Raw genomic sequence first — 24,819 nt, 5'->3', positions numbered from 1 at the left:
CAGGAGTGACCCCATGCGCGCCACCCGCCTCGCCGCCGTCGCGGCCGGAACGCTGCTCCTGGCCCCGGCGTGCGGCAGTTCGGGGCCTGGCTCCGTCGCCGACCGGAAGTCCCTGGTCATCGGCGTGAAGGCCGACCAGCCCGGGCTCGGACGGCGGGGCCCCGACGGCGTCTACACGGGGTTCGACGTCGATGTCGCCGTCTACGTCGCGGGCAGGCTCGGCGTGCCGAGGAGCCGGCTCCGGTTCCGGACGACGAACTCCTCCGTCCGGGAGGCGGCGCTGGCGGCGGGCGACGTCGACCTGATCTTCGCGACGTACTCGATCACGGCCCGGCGCAAGAAGGCGGTCACGTTCGCCGGGCCGTACTACGTCGCGCACCAGGACACGCTCGTCCGGCCGGGCGCCGCCATCCGCGACGTCCGCGACCTGAAGGGCAAGCGGATCTGCGAGGTGACCGGGTCCAACTCGTGGCGGCGCGTCGTCGAGGAGCGCGAGATCGCCGCCACGCCCGTCACCGCGCCGACCTACGGCGCCTGCATGGACGACCTCGCCGCCGGACGCCTGGACGCCGTCTCCACCGACGACCTGATCCTCGCCGGCTTCGCCGCCGGCCGCGGCGGAAAGATCATCAACGCGCCGTTCACCGACGAGAAGTACGGCGTCGGCCTGCGCAAGGGCGACCTGGAGGGCTGCGAGGCCGTCAACCGCGCGCTCACCCGCATGTACCAGGACGGCACGGCCGGACGCCTGCTCGACAAGTGGTTCGGCGACTCGGGCCTCAAACTGACGACGAGCGTCCCCCAGTTCGAGGGCTGCACCTAGGAGGCCCTCCGCGGCCTCCGCCGCCGGGCGAGGGCCTGGGCCTAGTGGGAGAGGAGCCCGACGCCGCCGTAGCGGTGGACGGCCGGGACCCGCGACCCCGCCCCCGGCCGCCACCGCGAGCAGGTCACGATGCCCGGGGTCAGCGGCTCCGTCCCCCCGAAGAACGCCGAGATCTCCTCGGGTGTGCGGCTGACCACCCCCGGCGCGGTCGTGGTGTTCCAGTGCGCGACCGCCCGCTCCATCGCGGCCGGGCTGAGCACCCCGGTCAGGTGTCCCACGACGAGATGGCTTCCGGGCGCGAGCGCCGACAGCAGCCGCTTCACGATCCACTGCGCCTCCTCGCCGTCGCCGACGTGCTCCAGCACCCCGAGCAGGAGCAGCGCGACCGGGCGCCGGAGGTCCAGGGTCTCCGCCGCGCCCAGGAGGATCGCGTCGGGGTCGCGCAGGTCGGCGAGCAGGTGCGCGACGGCGCCCTCGGGGCGTCCCGTCATCAGCGCGCGGGCGTGCGCCATGACGACCGGGTCCTTGTCGGCGTACACGACCCGCGCGGAGGGCACCACGGCCTGCGCGACCTCGTGCGTGCCGTACCGGGCGGGCAGCCCCACGCCGATGTCGAGGAACTGGTCGACGCCGCTCTCCGCCAGATGGCGGACGGCCCTGCTTTGGAAACCCCGTTGGGCCCGTGCGGCCCGGCCGAGATGCGGAAGCATCTCCGTCAGTTCGATGGCGACCTCCGCGTCCGTGCTGTAGAAGTTCTTTCCGCCCAGCCAGTAGTCCCATACGCGCGCGCTGTGCGCCGGCCTGGATGTCGGCCCCCGTTGATCCCCCGCGTTGGGTCGTGGCTTCATCGCGCCCCGGAAGGAGCGAGTTAGACCAGACATGACTCGGACGATAGGCCGCCTCCGTCACACGGTCGGTCACACCGTCGGCGCCCGGGAACCGCGCACGCGCGCGGTCATCGAGCGGCGCGCGCACCCCCGCGCACTTCCGCCACGCCGCCGATGATGCGCATCTTGCGTTCCGTCCACGGCTGGTCGGGACGCCACCGGCCGACGTCGACCAGGCCCGGCTCGACCAGCGGCAGCCCGCAGAACAGCCGCTCGATCTGCGCGGGGCTGCGCAGGTACAGCGAGAAGACGCTGCCGGGGTCGCGGGCGTCCAGGTAGGGGCGCAGGCGCGGGTCGAGGCCGTCGTCGCTGATATGGGTGACCGCCATCAGGCTGCCCGGCGGCAGCGCCCCGGAGTAGCGGCCGAGCGCCTCGACGAGCGCGCCGGTGCCGAGGTCCTCGCCGGTGTCGCCGAGGTGCTGGAGCGTGTTCACGCACAGCAGGCCGACCGGCTCGCCGAAGTCCAGGTGCGAGCGGGCCTCGCGCAGCACCGCGTCGACGTCGCGCAGGTCGAGTTCGCGGAACACGATGCCCTCGCCGTCGGCCATCAGCGCGTTCGCGTAGGCGCCGACGTTGGGGTCGTTGTCGACCAGCAGGAGCCGCGCGTCCGGCGCGACCTGCCGCGCGATCCGGTGGACGTCGCGCCCCTCCGGGTCGGGCATGCCGGTGCCGAGGTCGAGGAACTGCCGGACGCCGCGCCCGCCGATGTAGCGGATCATCCGGACGACGCAGTCGCGCTTCTCCCCCGACAGCTTCCAGGTGTCGGTGCCGGTCTCCTTGATGATCCTGGCGATGAACGCGCGGTCGGCGGCGTAGTTGTCCTTGCCGCCGAGCGTGACGTCCACGACCCCCCGCGCGGTCGGGCGGGCCCGGAGGTCGGGAGGGCGCTCGTCCTCGCACTGCGGAGACCGCTGCCGGGGTCGCCACAGCAGCGCGGGGTCGTCGGCGCGGATGCGGTCCCGCATGCGCTCCAGCCGCGCGCCGGGCGAGGTCTCCAGCAGGCGCTCGAACGACTCGGCCGCGTGCCGGAAGGCGAGCAGGGCCTCGGCGCGGCGTCCCGTGCGGTGCAGGTCGAGCATGCGCAGCGCGTGCAGCCGCTCGTTCAGCGGGTCGAAGGCGAGGAACCCCGATATCTGCTCGGCGAGCCCCGGGCCGTGCCGTCCGAGGTCGAGCCGCGTCTCGACCAGCGCCTCGGTCACCTGGACGCGGCGGGTCAGCAGCGGCGCGAGGTAGGCGTCCATCGCCGCGGTCGGCGGGAAGTCCGGCAGCGGCGCCTCGCCCGGACGGTTCCGCCACAGCGCGAGCGCCTCCTCGTACAGGCTCGCGGCCCGCTCCAGGTTCCCCCGGCGCCGCTCCTTGTCGGCGAGCGTCGCGGCGTTCCCGAACTCCTCCACGTCGAACTCGTCCCCGGGGCCGCGGACGAGCCGGTACCGCTGCACGCCCGCGTGGTCGACCTCGGTGGCGAGGCTCTCCTCGCCGCGCGGGAGCAGCCGCCGCGCCCGGTACACGAGCGTTCGCGGGGCGGACGTGCTCTCCGGCGGGTCGTCGTCCCACAGCAGCGAGCGGAGCTGCTCGGCCGACAGCGCCCAGTCGCGTAACGCGAGCACGCTCAGCAGGTGTCTGACGCCGCGCTTGCGCACCCGCCCCTCGCCGAAGCCGAGTGGCCGCCCTTCGGCGTCGGTGACCGTCAGCTCACCCAGGACAGAGAATCTCACGGGGCGTCTCCCTCCAGGCCAGTCGATGCTCGCATGACAAGCTGTCGATTTGCCTGACATTTTGCCGTGGGAAAAGCCGCCGTTTCCACTTATTACATGATTTGCCAGCTTGGCCGCGCGTTTTCCGTATCGCGGGATGGCGGAACCGGCCTTTCGCGACGGCCAATTGCCGGACGGAAGGCGGAGGTCAGGTGCTGCCGGTGCGGTGGTCCTCCGGTGCGGCGGTCAGCGACCCGAGCGCCTCGCCGAGCGTCTCGTGGATCGGGATGAACTTGTCCACCCCGGTGATCTGGAAGACCCGCTGGACGCGCGGGGGCAGTGCGACGAGTGCGACCCGTGTGCCGCGTTCGAGGGCGCGCCGGTTGGCGGCCACGATGGCGTTCAGCCCGGTGGAGTCGCAGAACGTGACCTGCCGCATGTCGACGACGAGGGGGTCGCCCACGTCCACGACCTCGAACAACGCCTGCTCGAAGCGCGGACGGGACACCACGTCGATGTCGCCCCGCACCCGGGCGAGGGTGCAGCGCTCGTCGCGCATCAGATGGATGTCGAAGTCCATTTGGACACCTCATGCCCCGACTTGGGAGGGCCCAGAGCCCGTCCCAGGTGCCTCCTCAGGATCGCGCACCCGTGCCCGCATTTGAAGAACGTGCAGGCAAAGGACCAGGTCGCCTGGCCCGGCCCCGGGCCCCCGCCCCGGTGGCGGGACGCCGCGTCCCGCCGCCGGGCGGCCGCGGAAACGGCGCAATAACCTACTGTAGGGAAACTTACTTATCGGTAAGAATGGTGGCCGCCCGAAGCCCCCGGCCAATGGCGCCGACCCGCGTTCCCCGGTACGGACCCGCCCAGTATAGGCTTGCCGGTGCGCACGTGACCTGCGGCAGGCCCATTGTTGACCGGCACCCCCGCGGGAAAAGCAGGCGGTGACCCGGGCCCGGATCGGCGCAGAGGTTACAGTGGCGGTGCCGAATTCGGGAGGCTTGGTGTTCTACACGTTCATGACGCGCGTGGTGCGTCCGATCCTCTGGCTGCTTTTCCGCCCCCGGGTGGAGGGCGGCGAGAACGTGCCGAGCTACGGCCCGCTCATCGTGGCCAGCAACCACCTGTCGTTCATCGACAGCTTCATCATCCCGCTGGCGGTCCCGCGTCCGGTGACCTACATCGCCAAGGCCGACTACTTCGAGGGCGGCGGGCTGAAGAAGGGCTTCGTCCGCTGGTTCCTCACCAACCTCGGGCACGTCCCGGTCCGGCGCGGCGCCCGGCGCGCCGCGATGGGCGCCCTGGAGCAGGCCGCCGAGATCCTCGACAACAGCGGCGCGTTCGCGATCTACCCCGAGGGCACCCGCTCCCCGGACGGGCGCCTCTACCGCGCCCGCACCGGTGTCGGCTGGCTGGTCCTCACCTCCGGCGCCCGCGTCCTGCCGGTCGCGCTGGAGGGCACCGAGAAGATCCAGCCGCTCGGCGCCTCGCTGCCGCGCGTGTTCGGGCCCCGGCCGACCGTCCGCATCGGCCCCCCGATGGACTTCTCCCACTACGACGACCTGCCGCCCGCCAAGGCCCGCCGCGCCATCGCCGACGAGATCGTCGAGACGATCCAGAAGATGTCGGGCCAGGAGTACGCCGGGGTCTACAACGAGCGGGCCGACCAGAAGGGCTGAGCCCACCGGAACGGGCGCCAGGGCGTGTCGCCGGAGGATCTCGCGCGATTCGGGCCGTAGTGTCGCCCGCATGGCCCACAGGCTCCTCCCGTTCATGCTCCCGGTCACCCTGGTCGCGACGCTGGCGGCGGTGTCCGCCTGCGGAGGCGGCGGGGAGGAGCGCGCGCAACCCGTCCGCGCCGGAAAGGCCGTCCTCACCGGCGGGTACACCGCCGCGCAGCTCGAACAGGCGCTGCTGGTCGAGACCCCCGGCTACCGCCGCAACGGCGAGCCCGACTCCGGGGAGTACGGAACGATCAAGGCGTTCCAGGACCTCGAACAGCTCCGCAAGCAGCTCACGGTCGACAAGCCGCGCTGCCAGAACGGCGGGACGGGCGCCGTGGGAGGCCCGGTCGGCAACGTCGAGGCCGACACCCCCGCCGCGCTGGCCGCCTTCACCGCCCCCAACGGCCAACTGGTCACCGAGACGCTGATGGGCGTCCCGGACGCCGACGCCGAGAAGCAGGTGAACGCGCGCGTCCCCCCGGGCTGCCTGACCTTCCACACCAGGATGGGCCGGCAGTGGTCGGAGCACCGGGTGACCGAGACCGTGCGCGGCGACATCGGCGGCGGCTCGCGGGCGGTCGGGGTGACCACCGTGACCGGCCGCGACCGCGCCTACACCTGGTACGTGGTGTTCAAGGACCAGCGCTACCTGGGGACGGTCAGCGTGTTCGGCCCCCGCGCCACCCGCCAGGAGGCCGAACGCCTGGCCAGGGAGTCCCTGACCCAGGCCCGCCGGATCCTCGGCTAGCAAGGCCCCCCGGTCCCGGCGCCGGGGCTGTGATCGACAACCTGAGCCAGTAATCTGAACCGGCGGACACCCGCCGCGCGACCGCTTCCGAAGGCAGGTTCGGGCTTGCGAGAACCTGTTCGCGGGGCGAACCGCCGGGCGGGTTCGAAGCGGTGCCGGCGAGCGCCGCGGTGCCCGCCGAGGGAAGGCGCTCCGCGCCTGACGCCGAGGACAACGCGAGGGGGCACATGATCGGGCGGGAGGGGCGGGTCACCGGGAGGATCGGGGCCGGCCTGGTCGGGGAGGTCATGATCCCGATTCGCGGGGGCGTCGAGGCGTTCTACGCGCATCCCGTCGATCCGCGCGAGGAGTTCGGCGTCGGCACGATCGTCGTCGTGGTCGAGTACCACCCGCCGAGGACCGTCTACGTGGCGCAGGCGCTCGCCTAGACGGCGGTCAGGCCGTATCCGGCTCCCGCGGGGCCTCCGCGGCCGTTCCCGCGATGATCGGAGCGGGGCGGAAACCCTTGGTGAGGAGCCAGATGCCCAGCGACGCCTCCCAGATGATCTCTGGCACCGTGAACAGGACGTTCAGCGGGGACGTCTGCTCGTAGGCGCCGAACAGCACGGCGGTCGCCGTGGCGAAGGCGATGGGGCCCCCGATGAGCCCGATGAGCGCCATCGGGCGCGGCACCAGGCCCGACCGGTACATCAGGTAGCCCAGCAGCAGCCCGTTGCCGAAGCCCGCGCAGAAGGCGGGGCCGAGCAGGAACGTCTGGTCCTTGACCGCCGTCAGCGCCCGGCCCACCAGCACGGCGTCGGCGCCGCCCTCGCCCGCCAGGTCGTGCCGCAGGGCGACGACGGCGAGCACGCAGGCGACCCCCGCGACGATGAAGGTCGAGTCGAGGATGCGCGCGCCGAAGTAGCCGAGCGCGATGCTCTCGCTCTGCCGCTTCAGGACGGGGAACAGCACGACCGCGGTGGCGATGTTCGACACGGCGGTGAGGATCTCCAGGAGGGCGCCCAGCCGCACCTGCGTGTCCGCGCCCGATCCCAGGATGTAGTCCGCGTCGTTGAGGACCGGGTCGTACAGCACCACCGCCGGGATCGAGAAGGCGAAGGTGAGGACGAACCAGACGCCGGCGATCCTGGCGGTCCGCTGGACGGCGGCCGCCGGGGCGTCCGGAGTCGGAGATCCGATCGTGTTCACGTGACTCCCCAGGCGTGGATCAGCCCCCCGGCCCTTGCCGCGTGCATCAGAGAGCCACGGCGGCCGGTCGCTGTCTCCACCTGCCGCTGGCCGGTTTCAGCCGTCCGGGGAGAGGGGGCGGATGGGTAAATTTACGAAGTTTCCCCTGGACGCGAACCGTTCGATCATTTTCCGCGTCTAGGAGGAAACGCGTACGGACTCGTTCGAAGAGGCCCGTCGCCCGAGGGGAGGAAGCCGAATGCCCGTGATCGTCGCGGCGGTAGCCGTGGTCGTCGCCATCATCGTGCTGATCGTGTTGTTCAAGATGGTCTGGCGGGTCGCCGAGCCCAACGAGGCGCTGATCATCTCCGGGCTGGGCGCCAAGTCCAAGCCGATCGACGGCCTGGACAGCCTCGGGTTCAAGATCGTCACGGGCAAGGGCACCTCGGTGCTGCCCGGCTTCCAGGTCGCCCGCCGGCTGCGGCTCGACAGCCGCGCCGCCAACCTTGAGGTCAAGTGCGTCACCCAGCAGGGCATCCCGGTGAAGGTGCGCGGCGTCGCCATCTACAAGGTCGGCGACGACTTCGTGTCGATCGCCAACGCCGCGCGGCGCTTCCTTGAGCAGCAGGGGTCGATGGACGCCGCGATCCACGAGCTGTTCACCGGCCACCTCCGCTCGATCATCGGCAACCTCACCGTCGAGGACCTCATCCTCAACCGCGAGCGGCTCACCAGCGAGACGCGCAGCTCCGCCGCCGACGAGATGAGCAAGCTCGGCCTCGTCGTCGACTCGCTCCAGATCCAGGAGATCGACGACGAGACCGACTACATCACCAACCTCGGCCGCCCGCACGCCGCCCGCATCGCCTCCGCCGCCCGCATCGCCGAGGCCGAGCGCGACCAGGAGGCCACCCAGCGCGAGCAGGAGGCCCTGCGCGAGAACGCCGCGGTGATCCGCGACACCGAGATCAAGAAGGCGGAGTATGAGGGGCAGGTCAACCAGGCCGCGCAGCAGGCGCGCCAGGAGGTCATCCTCAAGGAGACCCGCAACGCCGAGCTGGAGGCCGAGCGCACCGAGAAGCGGCTGGAGAGCGAGGTCCGCAAGCCCGCCGACGCCCGCGCCTACGAGCAGGTCAAGCTGGCCGAGGCCGACCGCGAGCAGCGCATCGCCCAGGCCCAGGCCGCCGCCACCGAGATCCAGCTCAAGGCGCAGCGCGAGGCCGAGGCCACCCGCATCCTCGGTGAGGCGCAGGCCGACGCCACCCGCCAGAAGGGCCTCGCGGAGGCCGAGGCGATCAAGGCCCGCGCCGACGCGCTCGCCCGCAACACCGACGCGGTTATCGCGCAGCAGCTCGCCGAGCAGTGGCCCCAGATCGTCGAGGCGGGGGCCAAGGTCTTCGGCAACGTCGACAACATGGTCGTGCTCAACGGCGCCGAGGGCATCGAGGACATGCTCGCCAAGGCCCTCACGCTGGGCGGCACCGGCCTCGGCGTCGCGCGCCAGCTCCTCGCCGGCATGAGCGGCCCCACCGGCCAGAACGGCGCCGCCCCGGCGAACGCCCAGATCCCCACCGTGCCCGTCGAGGTCCCCAAGGAGAACTGACCTCCGTCGACCGTCCACTCAGGCCCCGCCGCCCCGGCGGGGCCTGAGCCATTGGGAGCCGAGGCGCACAAGGGTCGCCATAGACTTCCCCCATGTCCGTCCCGCGGCTCGCCGTCACCGTCGACCTTGTCGTCCTCACCGTGCGGGAGCAGCGCCTCTGCGCCCTGATGTGGCGGCGCGACCGGGCGCCCTACGACGGGACGTGGTCGCTGCCCGGCGGCTTCATCCAGCTGGACGAGGACCTCCCGGTCGCGGCGTCGCGGCTGATGGCCGAGCGGGCGGGGCTGGCCGACGTCCGCATCCACCTGGAGCAGCTCGCCACCTACGGATACCCCGACCGCGACCCGAGGCAGCGGGTCGTCAGCGTGGCCTATCTGGGGCTGGCGCCCGACCTGCCCGCCTCCAGCCGCGCGCAGGTGCTGTGGACGTCGGTCGACGAGCTGACCACCCGCGACCGGGCGGCCTTCGACCACCGGCGGATCCTGTGCGACGGGGTGGAGCGGGCGCGGGCCAAGCTGGAGTACACCTCGCTCGCGGCGGCGTTCTGCCCGCCGGAGTTCACGGTCGCGGAGCTGCGGCGCGTGTACGAGATCGTCTGGGGCACCGTCCTGGACCCCCGGAACTTCCACCGGAAGGTCACCGGCGCCGACGGGTTCCTGGTGCCGACCGACCGGACGACGACCCGCGACGGCGGACGCCCGGCGCGCCTGTACGGGCGCGGCGCCGCCGAGCAGCTCCGGCCGCCGATGCTCCGCCCCCCGCCCGAGCGAAGGGCCCTTTGACCTGGGGGGACGTTTCGAGCACGGTGCGGCCGTTGCTAGGTTCTCACCCTATGAACGGTGACTCGTCCGAAGTGTTGGGACTGCTCGTCCGGGACATCGGGGACGCCGGCGTCGCGGAGATGGCCGGTTCGCCCGGCCTGGCCGCGGCGGTGGACCAGCACGTCGCCACCCTCCGCGACGAGCTCGGTGCCGCCGGCGACGACGAGCTGATGGGCTACCTCCGCGACTTCGCCGAGGAGGCGTTCAACCGGGGCTGGTGGCCGCGCGACACCCGCGACTGGGAGTTCGTCCGGATCGTCGCGGTCTGCTGGCTGCTGCGGTCGGACCGGTGACGCCGCGCTTCCGGTGACGCCGCGGTTCCGATCACGCGCCGGTTCGGGTGACCGTCCACTATGTCCAAAGCGCGGCGATACGTAGGCTGGGTGCCGACCACCCATGTTCACCTGGAGGACAACGGTGTCCGAAGTCACCACTCCGCGCTTCCGCTCCGTCCTCGACCGGTTCGTGGCCTACAAGCCCGGCAAGGTCGTCGTGTCGCCCGAGGGCCGCTCGTTCAAGCTGTCCTCCAACGAGTCGCCGCAGGGCCCGCTGCCCTCGGTGCTGGACGCGATCGCCGAAGCGGCGGCGAACATCAACCGGTACCCCGACAACAACGCGACGGCGCTGACCGAGGCGATCGCGGCCCACGCCGGCGTCCCGGCCGATCATGTCGCGGTCGGCTGCGGCTCGGTCGGGGTGTCCCAGATGCTGCTTGAGGCCGTCGCGGAGCCGGGCGCCGAGATCGTCTACGCGTGGCGGTCGTTCGAGGCGTACCCGCTGCTGGTGGCGCTGTCGGGCGGGACGCCCGTCCAGGTGCCGCTGCGCGAGGAGACCCACGACCTCGCCGCGATGGCGGACGCGATCACCGACCGCACCCGGCTGGTCTTCGTCTGCAACCCGAACAACCCGACGGGCACGGTCGTCGGCCGCGCCGAGATCGAGGCGTTCCTCGACCGCGTCCCCGAGGACTGCCTGGTCGTCCTGGACGAGGCGTACCGCGAGTACGTCCGCGACGAGGAGGTCCCGGACGGGCTGACGCTGATCGGCGACCGCCCGAACCTCGCGATCCTGCGCACGTTCTCCAAGGCCTACGGCCTGGCCGGGCTGCGGATCGGCTACCTGGTCGGGCACCCGCTGGTGGCCGGGTCGATCCGCAAGACGTTCCTGCCGTTCAGCGTCAACTCCGTCGCGCAGGCCGCCGGGATCGCCTCGCTGGCCGCGACCGACGAGCTGCTCGCGCGGGTCGAGGGCACGGTGAAGGAGCGCGACCGGGTCCGCGGCGCCCTCGTCGAGGACGGCTGGACGGTCCCGCCGACCGAGGCCAACTTCGTGTGGCTGCGGCTCGGCGAGCGGACCATGGAGTTCTCGGAGGCGTGCGACGCGGAGGGCGTGAGCGTGCGCCCGTTCGCGGGCGAGGGCGCCCGCGTCTCGATCGGCTCGCCGGAGGAGAATGACGCGTTCCTGGCCGTGGCCAGGGCCTTTCCCCACCGGAACTGACCTCGCCGCCTCCCCGCCCCCGGACCGCGGTGTCCGGGGGCGGCGTGACCGCCGCCGTCAGCCGGTGGTGGCCTTCGGGCCGAGCTTCTCGACGATCAGGCGGTAGAGCTGGCGCGGACGGCCGGGCTGCGGCGTCCGGTTCGGCGGGAGCGGCCAGGCGAGCCCTTCCTCGACGAGGGTGCGCAGCAGGCGCCGCGCGGTGCGGGGGGTGACGCCGAGCATCTTGCCCGCGTTCTCCGCGTCCACGATGAGGGGTTGGTCCTGGTCGCCGAGCTTGTCGGCGAGGCGCGCGAGGATCTCCAGACCCTTCGGCTTCGCCTGCGGCTGGCTGCGCGGCGGGGTGCGGGGCGCCGGGACCAGCGCCCGGCCGTCGCGGTCGAGCGCGAAGCCCTGCGCCCGCTGGGAGCTCTGCGAGCGGGCGAGCGCGGCGCGCGCGTGGTTCTCCGCCTCGTGCGCGGTGCGCCCCATGCCGATGCCGACCTCGATCGCGAGGCCGAGCTCCTCCCGGACCCGCTCGACGAACGGCGGCGTCCGGAAGCCCTCGGTGGAGGCGGTGACCGATCCGCGCGTGGCGATGACCAGGTAGCTGTGGTCGTCCAGCGGCCACACCGAGGCGTTCATGCGGTGCGCCTCCTGGAGCAGGACGCGGTGCAGCGCCAGCTTCAGTTCGTCCCGCCAGTAACGGGGGGTCACGCGGCGGGGCGTCTCGCGCAGCGTCGGGACGTCCACGAGCACGACGACGAGCTGCGACTCCTCCAGCCGGTGGTGGGCGCCGAGCAGCGCCGCCGTCTGGAGGGAGCTGCGGATCGCCGCGCCGGTCGGCCGGACGCGGATGGTGGGCACGCCCGCCATCTCCATCCGTTCCGCCGTCGCGTGCACGCAGGTCATCGCGACCGTGGTCGCGCCGCGCCGCCACAGCCGCTCGTGGAAGGCGGCGAGCGTGCCGGGCCCGGCGGCCTCCTCACGCAGGTGCACCTGCTCGGTGCCGAGGCTGATCTCGGCGTAGGCCTCCTCGACCTCGGCGCGTCCGAGCACGTCGATGCTCACCCGCGACGGGTCGAAGCGTTCGTCCAGTGATGCGCGTAGCAACGCGCCTTGCAGGGCGGCGCCGTTCAACGGGACGTAGGTGGCGGGCATCGTGAGAACCCCCGCCTTGCGGGCGAAGTCGTACGGCACCGGGCTGGCGAACAGACACACGTCCACACCCGATCCGAGCCGCACGACCTTGTCGGCCGCCTCCTGTTCGTCCCTGTAAGCGGCGGCCACCAGCCGGCTTGGTACCGGTGTGGGGCCGTGGCCCATCAACATGACCCTCTCGACGAGGTCATGCGGGCCTACGACGCCGATCGTGAGATCGGGTGTCACCGACCCCGTTCGTGCGGCCGTCATCGATGATCTCTCGCTTCCGGTCCATCCTCTCGGCGGAGACCCGGTGGCCCCAGCCACGCGTTCGCGCACGTTTCGCCCAACGGTTGACTCATGGCTCGTCGCCCCTGCCTTCTGACCCAGCACCGCAGTTCCCGTGCGATTCGTTCCTCAGTGGGCAGATCGGGTCAGGGCGACGATGTGTGACGCCCAGACGCGAAATCGAATCAAGAGTGCGGCGAAAAAGTAACCTACGCGACCCCCTAGTCAGTAATTTGTCACCATTCGGCCAGCCTTGATCCTGCATCTTCGGTCGTCCGAAGTTGAAAAACAAGACCCGAAATCGCCGCTAGAGGGCCCTCCTGACGCTGTTGCGCACTGAAGGGACCCTTGTGCGGTCCGATCGGTTTACGCGCAGGCCGAAATCCACCGACCCGGTGTCGGACCGGCCGGAAATACGAGTGATCCGTTCGCGCGGCCGTGACTCTCCGGGGCGGTGATTTTTTACCGCGTTACGGTCAGGTCCATCGGGAGCGTTCCAGAGCTTACATCCCAGGTCAACGCGTCGGCGTGGCGGACATGGAACCGTCACTCCATAGCCAGGTGTAGTTGGCCGGTGACGCCATGTCGACAGATTTGGGGGCGGACCGCCGCCGGGGGTTACAACCCCGGTAAGGACCCACTTTGGAGTTGGTCAGGTCGGGCCCCCGCGCCCGGCCACTTGCGGCCGCCCCCGGAGCCCGAGTGACCGCTCGGTCGTCCGTGACCGTCCGTGCACGCGTCTGACACGCGAACGAGGTTCGGTCATGATGCGAGAAAGGTCAGTTGTCATACGAAATACAAATGACACTGAATAAGAACGCGCGAGCCCGCGGGGCGCCGGAGGCGGCCCCGCGGGCTCGGGGTGGCTCGGGGGTGGTGGCTCGGGGGTGGGAGGACTACTCGGCTTCGCGGACGATGTCGGCGCCGAGCGAGGACAGCCGTTCGGCCGTGTGGGCGTGGCCGCGGTCGAGGTAGTACGCGGAGGTGATCGTGGTCTCGCCCTCGGCGGCGAGCCCGGCGAGCACCAGCGCGCTGCCGCAGCGCAGGTCGTGGGCCTCGACCTCGGCGCCGCGCAGGCCGCGCGGGCCGTTGACCTTGGCGCGGTTGCCGTCCACCTCGATGTCGGCGCCCATCTTGCCGAGCTCGTGGGCCAGCTTGAAGCGCCCGTCGAAGATCCGCTCGTAGATGTAGGACGGGCCCTCGGCCAGGCACGACAGCGCCATGATCGGCGACTGGAGGTCGGTGGCGAAGCCCGGGTACTCGTCGGTGATGACGTTGATCGGACGGAGCGTCCGGTCGCGGTGGACCTGGAGGACGGCGCCCCGCTGGTGGAACTCGACGCCCATCTGCTCCAGCTTGTCGGCGGCGACGCCGAGGTGCTCCAGGCTCGCGCCGACGAGGCTCAGGTCGCCGCCGGTGATCGCGGCGGCCATCACGAAGACGCCGGCGTCGATCCGGTCGGGCATGACGCTGTGCTCGACGGCGGTCAACTCGTCCACGCCCTCGACGGTGATGAACCCGGTGCCGCCGCCGCTGATCTTGGCGCCCATGGCCTGGAGGATCGCGATGTTGTCGAGCACCTCCGGCTCCAGCGCCGCGTTCTTGATCAGCGTGGTGCCGCGGGCGAGCGCCGCCGCCATGATCAGGTTCTCGGTGCCGGTGTGCGAGGGGGTGTCGCAGTACAGCGTGCCGCCGCGCAGGTCGCCGGCCTTGATGTGGATGATCCCGTCGCCGTTGTCGGCCACCTGCTCGGTGACGGTGGCGCCCATCCGTTTGAAGCCGTTGTAGTGGAAGTCCAGGTTGCGGCTGCCGAGGTTGCACCCGCCGACGCCCTCGATGACGGCCTCGCCGAGCCGGTGCAGCAGCGCCGGGACGAACAGGAACGAGCCGCGGAACCGGGAGGCGATGTCGGCGGGCAGCACCGGGCTGCTGAGCGAGGACGCGTCGATGACCAGCGTCCGCTCGGTCTCGTGCAGCTCGGCCTTCGCGCCGATCGCCCGCGCGAGCTCCACCGCGCGCCGCACGTCCTCGATGATCGGGACGTTGCGCAGCACGGTGCGGCCCGTGGAGGCCATCAGCGAGGCGCCGATCATCGGCAGGACGGCGTTCTTGGCGCCCTGGATGAAGACCGTGCCCTGCAACTTCCGGCCGCCGCGCACGCGGTACCGAACCTCGTGGCCCATGCTCATGTCCGCCTAACTCCTTTTGGGTGCCGTCAACGGTGCTACCGGATCACGTGGGTCTGCTGGCGGATCACGAGGGCCGGGCGCGCCGAACGTGTCCCCCCTGCCCAACGGGACCCCAGTAAACCACCGAGGCGGAGATGGGGCGTCCGGTCCGCGCCACCCCGGCGCCGCTCTGTTCGGTGAGATACCCGGGGGTTCGCAAAGGTTCGGCCTCCGGGGCAAATTCACCGCCCGGACCCGCCGCGCCCGCCCCGCCACTAGGGTGATCTTCATGGACGAATCCCCCGGCTGGGACGCCATCGACGCCGCCCTGCGCCCCCTCTACGGGGACACCGCGCCCTACCATCTGGGCACCGTGCACAAGTGGTCGCTCGGCGGTCCGGACCCGCTCGACGGCATCAGCGTCTACCCGCGCGCCGAGCCGGTGCCGCACTGGCACTTCGTGTCCTACGGGATGTCGGAGCTGTACGAGAAGGAGTCCGAGGACCCCGACGAGTCGGGCTGGGGGTTCGAGTTCACCTTCCGCCTCGTCCGCGACCCGGCCGAGGAGACGCCGCCGGTCTGGGCGGCGAACCTGCTCCAGAACCTCGGCCGATACGTGTTCAACTCGGGCAACTGGTTCGAGCCGGGCCACCACATGAGCGTCAACGGGCCGATCGCCGCCGAGCGCGAGGACTCCGACATCCGCGCCGTCGGCTTCGTCCTCGACCCGGAGCTGGGCGAGATCGCCACCCCGCACGGCAGCGTCAAGTTCTTGCAGGTCGTCGGGCTCGCGACCGAGGAGTACGAGGCGGTCCGGCAGTGGAATGCCGGGGCCTTCATGGACGCGCTCGCGCCCCACCTGCCGCTGTTCGTCACCGACGTCGACCGCCGCTCGCTGCTCGCCGCACCGGAGCTGGCGCGAGCCGTCCGGGAGGGGATCGCGCGGGACGGCTCCAACAGCGGCCTCCTGTACGTGACCACCGCGCATTGGGAGCGCGACGCCGGAGCCACCACGCTCCGCCTCGGCGCGCTCCAGGCGACGGCGGTCGCCGAGTCGCTGCGCGGACGCCTGCCCTTCGGCCGCGAACTGCTCCTCCAGACCGAGGACACCGTGCTCGCGTTCCGCCCGGCCGACGCGTTCGCCGTGGAGCAGCCGGGCGAGGGCGTGCTGGAGGTGCACGTCCCGCCGTCCGCCCTCGACGACCTCACCGCGACGCTGCGCCCCACCGCCGGGAGCATGGCGGTGGCGTCCCTGCCCGGCCTCACCGTCGAGATCGTCCCCACCGCCATGCGCGACCGCTACGGCAACGAGACCGGCGAGGTGGTCGGCTAGCCGCCCGCGCCGCTCAGGCGAAGGCGCGGCCGGTCAGCCGTTCGTAGGCCTCCACGTACTTGGCGCGGGTGCGCTCGATGATCTCGGGCGGCAGCGGCGGCGGCGCCGCGCCGGAGGCACGGTCCCAGCCCGACGCGGGCGACAGCAGCCAGTCGCGGACGAACTGCTTGTCGAAGGACGGCTGCGCGTGGCCGGGCTCCCACCCGTCCAGCGGCCAGAAGCGGGACGAGTCGGGCGTCAGGACCTCGTCGGCGAGCACGAGTTCGCCGTCCGGCGCCCAGCCCAGCTCGATCTTGGTGTCGGCGACGATGATGCCGCGCTCGCGGCCGAGTTCGGCGCCGCGCCGGAAGACCGCGAGCGTCAGCTCGCGGACGCGGGCCGCGACGCCCGCGCCGACGGCCTGCTCGACCTGCTCGAACGTCATCGGCTCGTCGTGCTCGCCGACCGGCGCCTTGGTGGTCGGGGTGAAGATCGGCTCGGGCAGCGCGGAGCCGTCCACGAGGCCGGGCGGCAGCGGCACGCCGCAGACCGTCCCCGTCGCCTGGTAGTCCTTGAGGCCCGAGCCGGTGAGGTGGCCGCGCGCGACGCACTCGACCTTGACCATGTCGAGGCGGCGCGCGACGACCGACCGGCCGGCCCATTCGGCGGGCGCGCCGTCCGGCAGGTCCGTCGAGATGACGTGGTTGGGCAGCAGGTCCGCGAGCTGCTCGAACCACCACAGCGACAGCTGGGTCAGGATGCGGCCCTTGTCCGGGACCGGGGTGTCCAGGACGTGGTCGAACGCCGAGATGGTGTCGCGGGCGACCATGAGCAGCTCGCCGCCTGGCAGCTCGTACAGGTCCCGGACCTTGCCGCTGTGCAGGTGCTTCACTTGTACTCCAGGATCTCGACCGGGTCGCCGACCGCGAGCGCGCCGACCGTGCGGGGGATCGCGTCCTGCCCGAACACGATCTCCTGGTCCCGGGTGCGGTAGGACGCGAGGGTCCGCAGCGGCTCCCGGCCGCGCTCGGCGGTGTCCTGGTCGGTGGTGGTGACGACGCAGCGCCCGCGCGCCTTCACCAGCTCGACCACCGTCTCGCCGACGCGCAGCAGCCGGACCTCGTCCTCGCCGAACGCGCCGAGCCCCTCCACGACCATGCTCGGCCGGAACCGGTTCATCGGGAGCGGCTCGTCCAGCCGCCCGTTCAGCTCGGCGAGCGACTCGGCGGAGATGAGCAGCAGCGGGTAGGCGTCGGCGAACATCAGCACGCCGCCGCCCCGCCCCGTGGCGCGACTGCCGGTGAAGCGCACCAGCCGGCAGTCGCGCCCCAGAAACGAGGAGAACCAGGCGGCGGCCTCGTCCCCCTGGTCGACGCCCTGGCACTCGTACCGGTGCACGGTCACGTCCAGGACGTCGCCGTCGTCCGCCGCCTTGTGGACGAGCGTCTCCATGCCCGGCGCGTCCACCGACAGGACCTCGCCGTTGTAGGCCGGCCGCATCAACGCCATCGACGCGGTGGTCCGCTGCGACATGAAGCGGCCGTCGGGCGTGACGAGCATGAACTCGCGGTCGTACCGCACCCCGCGGTCCGTCAGCTCGGCACGCTCCAGTGATGTGCCGCGGCCGCTCTTGAGCGGATACACGTTCAGTTCGGTCAGCGTCGCCGGCAAGGTCCCCTCCAGTGGTCGTTGCATCCGTGTCGAACGTCCCCGCCCGTCCCGATCATCCCGCCGGGCGGGGTCAGGCGAGGGCGGAGAGGCGGTCGAAGACGGGGGACAGGCGCTCGACGAAGCGCTCGGGGCGGCAGACGGCGTCCAGGCGCGCCTCGTCCAGCGTGAGGCCCGCCGCGGCGGCGTGCGTGCGCAGCGTGTCGCGGAAGGGGACGCCGGTCTCCCAGGTCTCCATCGCGGCCTTCTGGACGAGCGGGTACGCCTCGTCGTCGCGCGACATGCCCGCCTCGACCAGCTCCAGCAGGACGGTCGAGGTGTAGATCAGGCCGCCGGTCGAGTCGAGGTTGGCCCGCATCCGCGCCTCGTCCACGACCAGGCCGGACATGAGCCGGTTCGTGAGGTTCAGCATGTAGTCGAGCGCGATCGAGGCGTCCGGGAGCGCGATCCGCTCCGTCGAGGAGTGCGAGATGTCGCGCTCGTGCCAGAGCGGGATGCCCTCCAGCACCGGGACGACCTGCGCGCGGACGATCCGCGCCATCCCCGCGAGCCGCTCGGAGATGATCGGGTTCTTCTTGTGCGGCATCGCCGACGAGCCCTTCTGGCCCTTGCCGAACGGCTCCCACAGCTCGCGGACCTCGGTCCGCTGGCCGTGCCGCACCTCCAGCGCGACCGCCTCGCACACCGTCGCCATGATCGCCAGGGCCGAGACCCACTCGCTGATCCCGTCGCGGATCACGACCTGCGTCGAGACGTCCGCGCTCTTCAGCCCGAGCTTGCGCGCGACGTGCAGCTCGACGGCCGGGTCGATGTTGGAGTAGGTGCCGACGGCGCCGGAGATGGCCATCACGCCGACGGCCTCGCGGGCGCGGCGCAGGCGGTCGCGGGAGCGGGCCATGGCGAACGCGAAGTCGGCGACGCGGTGGCCCCACACGTCGGGCTCGCCGTGGATGCCGTGCGTGCGCCCCACCCGCAGCGTCGCCCGGTGCGCGAGCGCGTGGTCGCGCAGGGTCGCGACGAGCGTGTCGGCCTTGGCGAGCAGGATGTCGGTGGCCTCGACGAGTTGGAGCGCGAGCGCGGTGTCGAGCAGGTCCGAGGAGGTCATGCCGAAGTGGACGTACCGGGCCGCCTCGCGCGGCTCGGTGTTGTCGGCCCACGCCGACAGGAAGGCGATCACGTCGTGCTGGGTGACCGCCTCGATCGCGTGCACCGCCTCCGGCGTCGGCGGCGGCGCCTTGCGGACCGGCTCGACCACCTCCGGCGGGATGGTGCCCGCCTCGGCGTGGGCCTCGACGACGAGGACCTCCACCTGGCACCACAGCTCGTATTTGTGCGCGTCACTCCAGACGCGGCCCATCTCCGGAAGCGTGTACCTCTCGATCACCCGACGATTGTCCCAGGTCGCCCGCCGTGCCCGAGCGCCCGGGTCTCAGCCGGCCCGGCCGGCCGGCTCGGCGGCCTCCAGCGCGATGTCGGTGCGGTGGTGGGAGCCGCGCAGCGAGATCTCGGCGACGGCGTCGTAGGCCGCCGCGCGGGCGGTGGCCAGGTCCGGCCCGGAGCCGACCACGTCGAGGACGCGGCCGCCGGAGGCGACGAGCCGCCCCTCGGCGTCGCGGCCGGTGCCCGCGTGCAGCACGTAGGCGCCCTCGACCACGTTCGCCTCGGCCAGCCCCGTGATCTCGTCGCCCTTGACCGGCGCGGACGGGTAGCCCTCGGCGGCCACCACGACCGTGACGGCCGCGCCCGGCCGCCACTCGGGACGCAGCGCCGGGTCGAGCCCGCCGATCGCGCACGCCTGGAGGAGCGTCGCGAGCGGCGTGGCCAGCCTGTCCAGGACGACCTGCACCTCCGGGTCGCCGAACCGGGCGTTGAACTCGATCACGCGCAGGCCCCGGGACGTCAGCGCCAGACCCGCGTACAGGACGCCGACGTAGGGCGTCTCGCGGCCGCGCAGCTCGTCGACGGTCGGCTGGACGACCGTCGCCATGATCTCCTCCACGAGGCCGTCGGGCGCCCAGGGGAGCGGTGTGTAGGCGCCCATCCCACCCGTATTGGGGCCCTCGTTCCCGTTGTAGGCGCGCTTGAAGTCCTGCGCGGGCAGCAGCGGGACGGCGTGCACCCCGTCGCACAGCGCGAACAGCGACACCTCCGGGCCGTCCAGGAACTCCTCGACGACCACGCGGTCGCAGGACGCGGCGTGCGCGGCGGCGGCCGCCCGGTCGTCGGTGACCACCACGCCCTTGCCGGCGGCGAGCCCGTCGTCCTTCACCACGTAGGGCGGGCCGAACGCGTCCAGCGCCGCCTCGACCTGCGCGGTCGTCTCGCAGACGCGCGCGTCGGCGGTCGGGACGCCCGCCGCCGCCATGACCTCCTTCGCGAACGCCTTGGACCCCTCGATGCGGGCGGCGGCGCGGTCGGGCCCGAAGCAGGGGATGCCGGCCGCGCGCAGCGCGTCGCCGACCCCCGCCATCAGCACCACCTCGGGGCCGACGACGACGAGTTCGATGCTGAGCCGCCCGGCCAGCTCGGTCACGGCGACGGGGTCGGTGGGGTCGAGCTGGTGGTTGTCCGCGATCGCCGCCGTGCCCGGGTTGCCCGGGGCGCAGTGGAGGGCGCTGACGGCTGGGTCGCGGTGCAGGGCGCGGGCGAGCGCGTGCTCGCGGCCACCCGATCCAAGGACGAGTACTCGCACGTCACGCGAGCTTAGTGGTCCCGCCCCCCGCCCGCGTCCCGCGCCCCGCGCCGCCCCGCGTCCGGGCGCGGGGCGGGCGCGTGACGGTGAGGCGGCCGTCACACGGGTCACGGGTGAACCTTCGCATTGCGCCCGGCGTCCTAAATATCGGCTGGTAAGCTGCGACGGGCTTGACGCCCGCTGTCGAAGGTGCGGAAGGAGGTGGTCGGGATGAGTCCTGGTGATCCTTGCGGTTCGCCGGAAAACCCTCACAGTCCGAGCAGGACTGTCCATCCGTCCGCCTCCATCTGGCGTCCGGCCGTCGCCCGCGTGCGTTCCCTGAGCTGATCCAGCCCGGGTCGAGCGCGCGCGTTACGCGTGTGGCCGGAGGGTTAGGAGCACCTCATGGCCATGACCAGAGTCCGCCCCAGCGGCTTGTTCAAGACGCGCGGGCGCCCCACCGCCGCGCCGATCCGCCCCCGCGACTCCGCCGTCATCGACTGGGCCGCCTACATCGACGGGCACCGCGCCTCCACGGCGACCGTCGAGGACGCGGTGCGCCTCATCCGCGACGGCCGCCTCACCGCCGACGGCGACTCCGCGGGCTTCGTCTGGGTCGGGCTCCACGAGCCGTCCGCGACCGAGCTGGCCGAGCTGGCCGAGGTCTTCGGCCTGCACCCGCTCGCCGTCGAGGACGCGATCCACGCCCACCAGCGGCCCAAGCTGGAGCGCTATGACGACGTGCACTTCGTCGTGATGAAGACCGTCGGCTACGTCGCGAGCGGGCCGGGCGGCGCGGAGGTCGTCGAGACCGGCGAGATCATGATCTTCTGCGGGCCGGACTTCGTCGTCACCGTCCGGCACGGCGCGCACGGGGCCCTCGGGCCCGTCCGCGAGCAGTTGGAGCGCGACCCGGCCCGCCTCGGCAAGGGCCCGGCGGCCGTCCTGCACGCCGTCGCCGACCGCGTGGTGGACGGCTACGTCTGCGTCGCCGACGCCGTCCAGGAGGACATCGACGAGGTCGAGGAGGCCGTCTTCTCCCCCGAGCGCACCGACGAGTCCCGCCGCATCTACCGCCTCAAGCGCGAGGTCATCCAGCTCAAGCGCGCCGTCGGCCCGCTCGCCGGCCCGCTGCGCAACCTGTCGGGCCGCCGCTTCGTGCCCGCCGAGATCAAGGAGTACCTCCGGGACGTCGAGGACCACCTCACCCGCGTCCGCGAGCAGGTCGAGTCCTACGACGAGCTGCTGAACCCCATACTCCAGGCCCACATGACACAGGTGACCGTCGCCGACAACCAGGACATGCGCAAGATCTCCGCCTGGGGCGCGATCTTCATGGTCCCGACGGCCATCGCCGGGGTCTACGGGATGAACTTCGACTTCATGCCCGAGACGCAGTGGCGCTACGGCTACCCGCTGATCCTCGCCGTCATCGGCCTGGCCTGTCTCTCCCTCTACCGAGGCTTCCGCCGCAACGGCTGGCTGTGACTATTCAAGTCCCGGCCCAAGGCACTCGCCTGGCGGCTGTGTTCATGAAGTCCCGGCCCACCGCCCTCGCCTGGCGGCTCGGGCGGTGACCGTGCCTTGGCGGGCGCGGCATCGCTTCGCGATCTTCCCGGTGGGGCTCGCCTCCGGCTTCGCCCCACCGCTCAGCTACGCGCCCGCGCGGTGGCTGAGGCGGCTCTCTAGGCGCGGACGGCCAACGCCAGGTCCGGGTAGTCGGTGACGAGCGCGTCCACGCCGTATTTGGTCAGGCGCGACATGTCCTCGGGCTCGTTGACCGTCCACGCGATGACGGGGAGCGCGGCGGCGTGGGCGTCATCGACCAGGGCCGGGGTGATCAGCGTGTGTTCGGGCGACAGTGCGGTCGCGCCGATCGCCGTGGCGGCGGCGACCGGGTCGTCCGGCGCGAGTCCGGCGAGCCACGCGGTGCCCGGGACGAGCGTCTTGCGCTCGACCAGTGCCACGCGGCCGAGCGCCGGGTGGCGGTGGGCCTCCGCGAGGACGCGCCAGTCGAAGGCCAGCAGACGGCTCCTACGGGTCACCCCCGCCCCCTCCAACACGGACGCGACGGCCGACACGAACAGGGCGATGTCTTCGCCGGGCCAGGTGGGGTCGGTCTTCAGCTCCACCGACAGCCGCACCTCGGACGGCGCCAGCAGCGCGCACGTCTCGGCGAGCGTCGGGACCGGGGTGCCCGGCAGCGGGAGCTGCGTCGCCGTGAACGCGTCGTCGCGTCGCCGGACGCCCGCGTCCACGGTCTTGAGCTGCTCCAGCGTGAGGTCCCCGACCGCCTTGCCGACATAGGGGAACGCCGGGTCACCGGGACGCGCCGGCCTCGTGTCGGACAGGGTCACCGGCGAGAGGACCTGGTCGTGGACGAGGACGACCGCGCCGTCCGAGGTGAGGCCGACGTCGAGCTCGACGGCGTCCACGCCCAGCGCGAGCGCGTGGGCGAAGCCGGGGAGGGTGTTCTCCGGACGAAGCCCCCGCGCCCCCCGGTGGCCGTGGACCTCGACGGTTCGCGTCACGTCACCGCACGCTAGCGCCGGCGCCTCGGGCCCTGGTGGACATGGGGTAAAGGCGCCAGTCAGATGAGGGGACGCAGCGACAGCGTCTGCTCGCGGCCGGGCCCGACGCCGATCGCGGAGATCTGGGCGCCCGACATCTCCTCCAGCGTCCGGACGTAGGCCTGCGCGTTCTTCGGCAGGTCGTCGAACGTCTTCGCGGCCGTGATGTCCTCCTTCCACCCGTCCAGGTGCTCCAGGACGGGCTTGGCGTGGTGGAAGTCGGTCTGCGTGGTCGGCATCTCCTCGACCCGCTCGCCGTCGATCTCGTAGGCGACGCAGACCGGGACGCGCTCCAGGCCGGACAGGACGTCCAGCTTGGTGAGGAAGTAGTCGGTGATCCCGTTGACCCGGGTGGCGTAGCGGGCGATCACCGCGTCGAACCAGCCGCAGCGGCGGTCGCGGCCGGTGGTGACGCCGTACTCGCCGCCGGTCGTGCGCAGGAACTCGCCCTGCTCGTCCAGCAGCTCGGTGGGGAAGGGGCCGGAGCCGACGCGGGTCGTGTAGGCCTTCAGGATCCCGATCACGCGGCTGATCCGGGTGGGGCCGATGCCCGAGCCCGCGCACGCCCCGCCCGCCGTCGGGCTGGAGGAGGTGACGAACGGGTAGGTGCCGTGGTCGAGGTCGAGCAGGGTGCCCTGGGCGCCCTCCAGCAGGACGACCTTGTCGTCCTCCAGGGCCTTGTTCAGCACGAGCGAGGTGTCGGCGACGAACGGCCGCAGCCGCTCCCCGTAGGCCAGGTACTCCTGGACGATCGGGCCCGTCTCGATCCGGCGCCGGTTGTAGACCTTCGTCAGGACCTGGTTCTTCTCGCGCAGCGACAGGTCGAGCTTCTGGTTCAGGATGTTCGGGTCGAACAGGTCCTGGACGCGGATGCCCATCCGGTTGATCTTGTCGGCGTAGGCGGGGCCGATGCCGCGCCCGGTCGTGCCGATCCTGGCCTTGCCGAGGTAGCGCTCGGTGACCTTGTCCAGGGCCCGGTGGTGGGGCATGATCAGGTGCGCGTTCCCCGAGATCAGCAGCCGTTCGCAGGTGATCCCGCGGTCCCGCAGCCCGTCGATCTCCTGGAGCAGCACGGCCGGGTCGATCACGACGCCGTTGCCGATCACGGGGACCACGTCGGGGGAGAGCACCCCGGACGGCAGCAGGTGCAGCGCGTAGCTCTTGTCGCCGATGACCACCGTGTGGCCGGCGTTGTTGCCACCCTGGTAGCGGACGACGTAGTCGACGTCCCCGCCCAGCAAGTCGGTGGCCTTGCCCTTGCCCTCATCTCCCCATTGGGCTCCGACAAGAACGATGGCCGGCATGCCGCTGTTCCCTTCCCACGACGAAGGCCCCGGTCGCCGCAAGAGCGAAGGGGCCTCTTGCGATCAAAGCGTACCCGTACCTGGACCTAGAGGAAAACGCACGCCGTCCGGGGGTGGGCCCCGCGAAAACGATCAGCGGTGCTGATCAGCCGCCGAGGACGTCGGCCGCCGTGGGGCTGCTGTCGCTCAGGAACGTGCGGCAGCGCTCGGCCTCGTCGTCCTCGCCGATCGCGGCGGCGGCGCGGCCGAGGGCGTGCAGGGCGCGCAGGAAGCCCCGGTTGGGCTCGTGCTCCCACGGGACGGGCCCCTGCCCGCGCCAGCCGGCGCGGCGGAGCTGGTCGAGGCCCCGGTGGTAGCCGGTGCGCGCGAAGGCGTAGGAGTCGATCACACCGCCCCTGGCGAAGGCGCGGTCGGCCAGTTCGGCCCAGGCCCCCGGGTAGTCCGGGTGGCGCGCGGCCACCTCGAACGGGTCGACGTCGTTCGCCAGGGCCTCCCGGGCCTCGGCGTTGTCCGGCAGTTCGGTCGGAGGCACGCCGCCGAGCAGGTTGTGGGTCATCGGGTCATCGTAGGTCGGCGCGCCTCGCCACGCCCACCCCGGGGCGCCGACTGCCGCGGCCGCGGAGCCGCGAGCCCTAGGTCCTGTCCGGTGGATCTGGGTGTTTGGCTGAGGCTGATCTGTGTCCTGGGTTGTGATGGTGGACATGGTGCGTCGTCATGAGCTCACCGATGCCGCCTGGGCGCGGATCGAGCCGTTG

23 protein-coding genes are annotated in these 24,819 nt (G+C 72.1%); 10 read left to right on the top strand and 13 right to left on the bottom strand.

The features are described 5' to 3' along the window. Window positions 1-13 precede the first annotated feature (13 nt). Window positions 14-823, top strand: coding sequence for a glutamate ABC transporter substrate-binding protein (locus GNZ18_RS31065; protein WP_156220215.1), 810 nt, complete (start codon window positions 14-16; stop codon window positions 821-823). A gap of 41 nt (window positions 824-864) precedes the next feature. On the opposite strand, the gene GNZ18_RS31060 is transcribed toward GNZ18_RS31065, so the two are convergent. The 3 genes from GNZ18_RS31060 to GNZ18_RS31050 all read right to left on the bottom strand — a co-directional run bounded on the left by GNZ18_RS31060 (window position 865) and on the right by GNZ18_RS31050 (window position 3,984). Beyond that, complete coding sequence (locus GNZ18_RS31060; protein ID WP_242882490.1) at window positions 865-1,704, bottom strand: SAM-dependent methyltransferase; 840 nt, start codon at window positions 1,702-1,704, stop codon at window positions 865-867. Window positions 1,705-1,778: 74 nt separating this feature from the next. Continuing rightward, on the bottom strand, window positions 1,779-3,425 hold the full coding sequence (locus tag GNZ18_RS31055) for an SAM-dependent methyltransferase (RefSeq protein WP_173390940.1): 1,647 nt from the start codon (window positions 3,423-3,425) through the stop codon (window positions 1,779-1,781). 187 nt (window positions 3,426-3,612) lie between these two features. Next, a complete protein-coding gene (locus tag GNZ18_RS31050; RefSeq protein ID WP_156220213.1) occupies window positions 3,613-3,984 on the bottom strand; it encodes an STAS domain-containing protein in 372 nt (123 codons plus the stop codon). A 424-nt stretch (window positions 3,985-4,408) separates the two neighbouring features. On the opposite strand from GNZ18_RS31050, the gene GNZ18_RS31045 reads away from it, so the two are divergent. The 3 genes from GNZ18_RS31045 to GNZ18_RS31035 all read left to right on the top strand — a co-directional run bounded on the left by GNZ18_RS31045 (window position 4,409) and on the right by GNZ18_RS31035 (window position 6,304). Continuing rightward, window positions 4,409-5,083, top strand: a complete 675-nt coding sequence (locus GNZ18_RS31045) for a lysophospholipid acyltransferase family protein (RefSeq protein ID WP_214615906.1) — start codon at window positions 4,409-4,411, stop codon at window positions 5,081-5,083. A 70-nt stretch (window positions 5,084-5,153) separates the two neighbouring features. Continuing rightward, entirely contained in the window at window positions 5,154-5,876 is a 723-nt protein-coding gene (locus GNZ18_RS31040) for a hypothetical protein (protein ID WP_156220212.1), read from the top strand. Between the two features lie 227 nt (window positions 5,877-6,103). Continuing rightward, complete coding sequence (locus GNZ18_RS31035; protein WP_156220211.1) at window positions 6,104-6,304, top strand: NfeD C-terminal domain-containing protein; 201 nt, start codon at window positions 6,104-6,106, stop codon at window positions 6,302-6,304. Between the two features lie 7 nt (window positions 6,305-6,311). Here the strand turns inward: GNZ18_RS31035 and GNZ18_RS31030 are convergent, their stop codons facing one another. Next, entirely contained in the window at window positions 6,312-7,064 is a 753-nt protein-coding gene (locus GNZ18_RS31030) for a DUF4386 domain-containing protein (protein ID WP_216651497.1), read from the bottom strand. A 238-nt stretch (window positions 7,065-7,302) separates the two neighbouring features. Between GNZ18_RS31030 and GNZ18_RS31025 the strand changes: the two genes are divergently transcribed. The 4 genes from GNZ18_RS31025 (at window position 7,303) to hisC (ending at window position 10,964) form a co-directional block, all read left to right on the top strand. Beyond that, window positions 7,303-8,646 (top strand): SPFH domain-containing protein, encoded by a 1,344-nt coding sequence (locus GNZ18_RS31025; protein ID WP_156220209.1) that lies wholly within the window; start codon window positions 7,303-7,305, stop codon window positions 8,644-8,646. 92 nt (window positions 8,647-8,738) lie between these two features. Further along, window positions 8,739-9,428, top strand: a complete 690-nt coding sequence (locus GNZ18_RS31020; protein WP_156220208.1) for an NUDIX hydrolase — start codon at window positions 8,739-8,741, stop codon at window positions 9,426-9,428. Between the two features lie 50 nt (window positions 9,429-9,478). After that, window positions 9,479-9,760, top strand: a complete 282-nt coding sequence (locus tag GNZ18_RS31015) for a DUF6401 family natural product biosynthesis protein (protein WP_156220207.1) — start codon at window positions 9,479-9,481, stop codon at window positions 9,758-9,760. Window positions 9,761-9,863: 103 nt separating this feature from the next. Beyond that, complete coding sequence (gene hisC / locus GNZ18_RS31010; RefSeq protein ID WP_156220206.1) at window positions 9,864-10,964, top strand: histidinol-phosphate transaminase; 1,101 nt, start codon at window positions 9,864-9,866, stop codon at window positions 10,962-10,964. 57 nt (window positions 10,965-11,021) lie between these two features. Here the strand turns inward: hisC and GNZ18_RS31005 are convergent, their stop codons facing one another. Together GNZ18_RS31005 and murA are read right to left on the bottom strand one after the other, a co-directional pair. Further along, window positions 11,022-12,353, bottom strand: a complete 1,332-nt coding sequence (locus GNZ18_RS31005; RefSeq protein WP_156220205.1) for a transcriptional regulator — start codon at window positions 12,351-12,353, stop codon at window positions 11,022-11,024. 914 nt (window positions 12,354-13,267) lie between these two features. After that, complete coding sequence (gene murA / locus GNZ18_RS31000; protein ID WP_156220411.1) at window positions 13,268-14,554, bottom strand: UDP-N-acetylglucosamine 1-carboxyvinyltransferase; 1,287 nt, start codon at window positions 14,552-14,554, stop codon at window positions 13,268-13,270. A 274-nt stretch (window positions 14,555-14,828) separates the two neighbouring features. Between murA and GNZ18_RS30995 the strand changes: the two genes are divergently transcribed. Further along, window positions 14,829-15,872, top strand: coding sequence for a suppressor of fused domain protein (locus tag GNZ18_RS30995; protein WP_156220204.1), 1,044 nt, complete (start codon window positions 14,829-14,831; stop codon window positions 15,870-15,872). Window positions 15,873-15,885: 13 nt separating this feature from the next. Here GNZ18_RS30995 and GNZ18_RS30990 read toward each other — a convergent pair whose 3' ends face one another. The 4 genes from GNZ18_RS30990 to purD form a co-directional block, all read right to left on the bottom strand. Next, window positions 15,886-16,743, bottom strand: coding sequence for a phosphoribosylaminoimidazolesuccinocarboxamide synthase (locus tag GNZ18_RS30990; RefSeq protein ID WP_173390938.1), 858 nt, complete (start codon window positions 16,741-16,743; stop codon window positions 15,886-15,888). Beyond that, window positions 16,740-17,522 carry an MOSC domain-containing protein gene (locus GNZ18_RS30985; RefSeq protein WP_156220203.1) on the bottom strand — a complete coding sequence of 261 codons (783 nt, stop codon included), beginning with the start codon at window positions 17,520-17,522 and terminating at the stop codon, window positions 16,740-16,742. The genes GNZ18_RS30990 and GNZ18_RS30985 overlap by 4 nt, the downstream gene beginning before the upstream one ends. A gap of 70 nt (window positions 17,523-17,592) precedes the next feature. After that, on the bottom strand, window positions 17,593-18,903 hold the full coding sequence (gene purB / locus GNZ18_RS30980; protein WP_312874856.1) for an adenylosuccinate lyase: 1,311 nt from the start codon (window positions 18,901-18,903) through the stop codon (window positions 17,593-17,595). Between the two features lie 45 nt (window positions 18,904-18,948). Then, complete coding sequence (gene purD / locus GNZ18_RS30975; RefSeq protein WP_312874855.1) at window positions 18,949-20,211, bottom strand: phosphoribosylamine--glycine ligase; 1,263 nt, start codon at window positions 20,209-20,211, stop codon at window positions 18,949-18,951. 384 nt (window positions 20,212-20,595) lie between these two features. Here purD and GNZ18_RS30970 point away from each other — a divergent pair, with 384 nt between their 5' ends. Continuing rightward, window positions 20,596-21,678 carry a magnesium and cobalt transport protein CorA gene (locus GNZ18_RS30970; protein ID WP_156220201.1) on the top strand — a complete coding sequence of 361 codons (1,083 nt, stop codon included), beginning with the start codon at window positions 20,596-20,598 and terminating at the stop codon, window positions 21,676-21,678. A 197-nt stretch (window positions 21,679-21,875) separates the two neighbouring features. Here the strand turns inward: GNZ18_RS30970 and GNZ18_RS30965 are convergent, their stop codons facing one another. The 3 genes from GNZ18_RS30965 to GNZ18_RS30955 all read right to left on the bottom strand — a co-directional run bounded on the left by GNZ18_RS30965 (window position 21,876) and on the right by GNZ18_RS30955 (window position 24,620). Beyond that, window positions 21,876-22,721, bottom strand: coding sequence for a glycerophosphodiester phosphodiesterase family protein (locus tag GNZ18_RS30965; protein WP_312874854.1), 846 nt, complete (start codon window positions 22,719-22,721; stop codon window positions 21,876-21,878). A gap of 59 nt (window positions 22,722-22,780) precedes the next feature. Next, the gene (locus GNZ18_RS30960) at window positions 22,781-24,064 is read right to left on the bottom strand and encodes an adenylosuccinate synthase (protein ID WP_156220200.1); all 1,284 of its coding nucleotides are present in this window, start codon (window positions 24,062-24,064) and stop codon (window positions 22,781-22,783) included. 145 nt (window positions 24,065-24,209) lie between these two features. Further along, window positions 24,210-24,620, bottom strand: coding sequence for a DUF3151 domain-containing protein (locus GNZ18_RS30955; RefSeq protein WP_156220199.1), 411 nt, complete (start codon window positions 24,618-24,620; stop codon window positions 24,210-24,212). Window positions 24,621-24,819 lie beyond the last annotated feature (199 nt).

It is taken from the genome of Actinomadura litoris, from assembly GCF_009733595.1.
In the GTDB taxonomy this organism is placed as follows: domain Bacteria; phylum Actinomycetota; class Actinomycetes; order Streptosporangiales; family Streptosporangiaceae; genus Spirillospora; species Spirillospora litoris.
The sequence above is the reverse complement of the archived record's forward strand: the minus strand, read 5'-3'. Positions and strand labels throughout refer to the sequence as shown.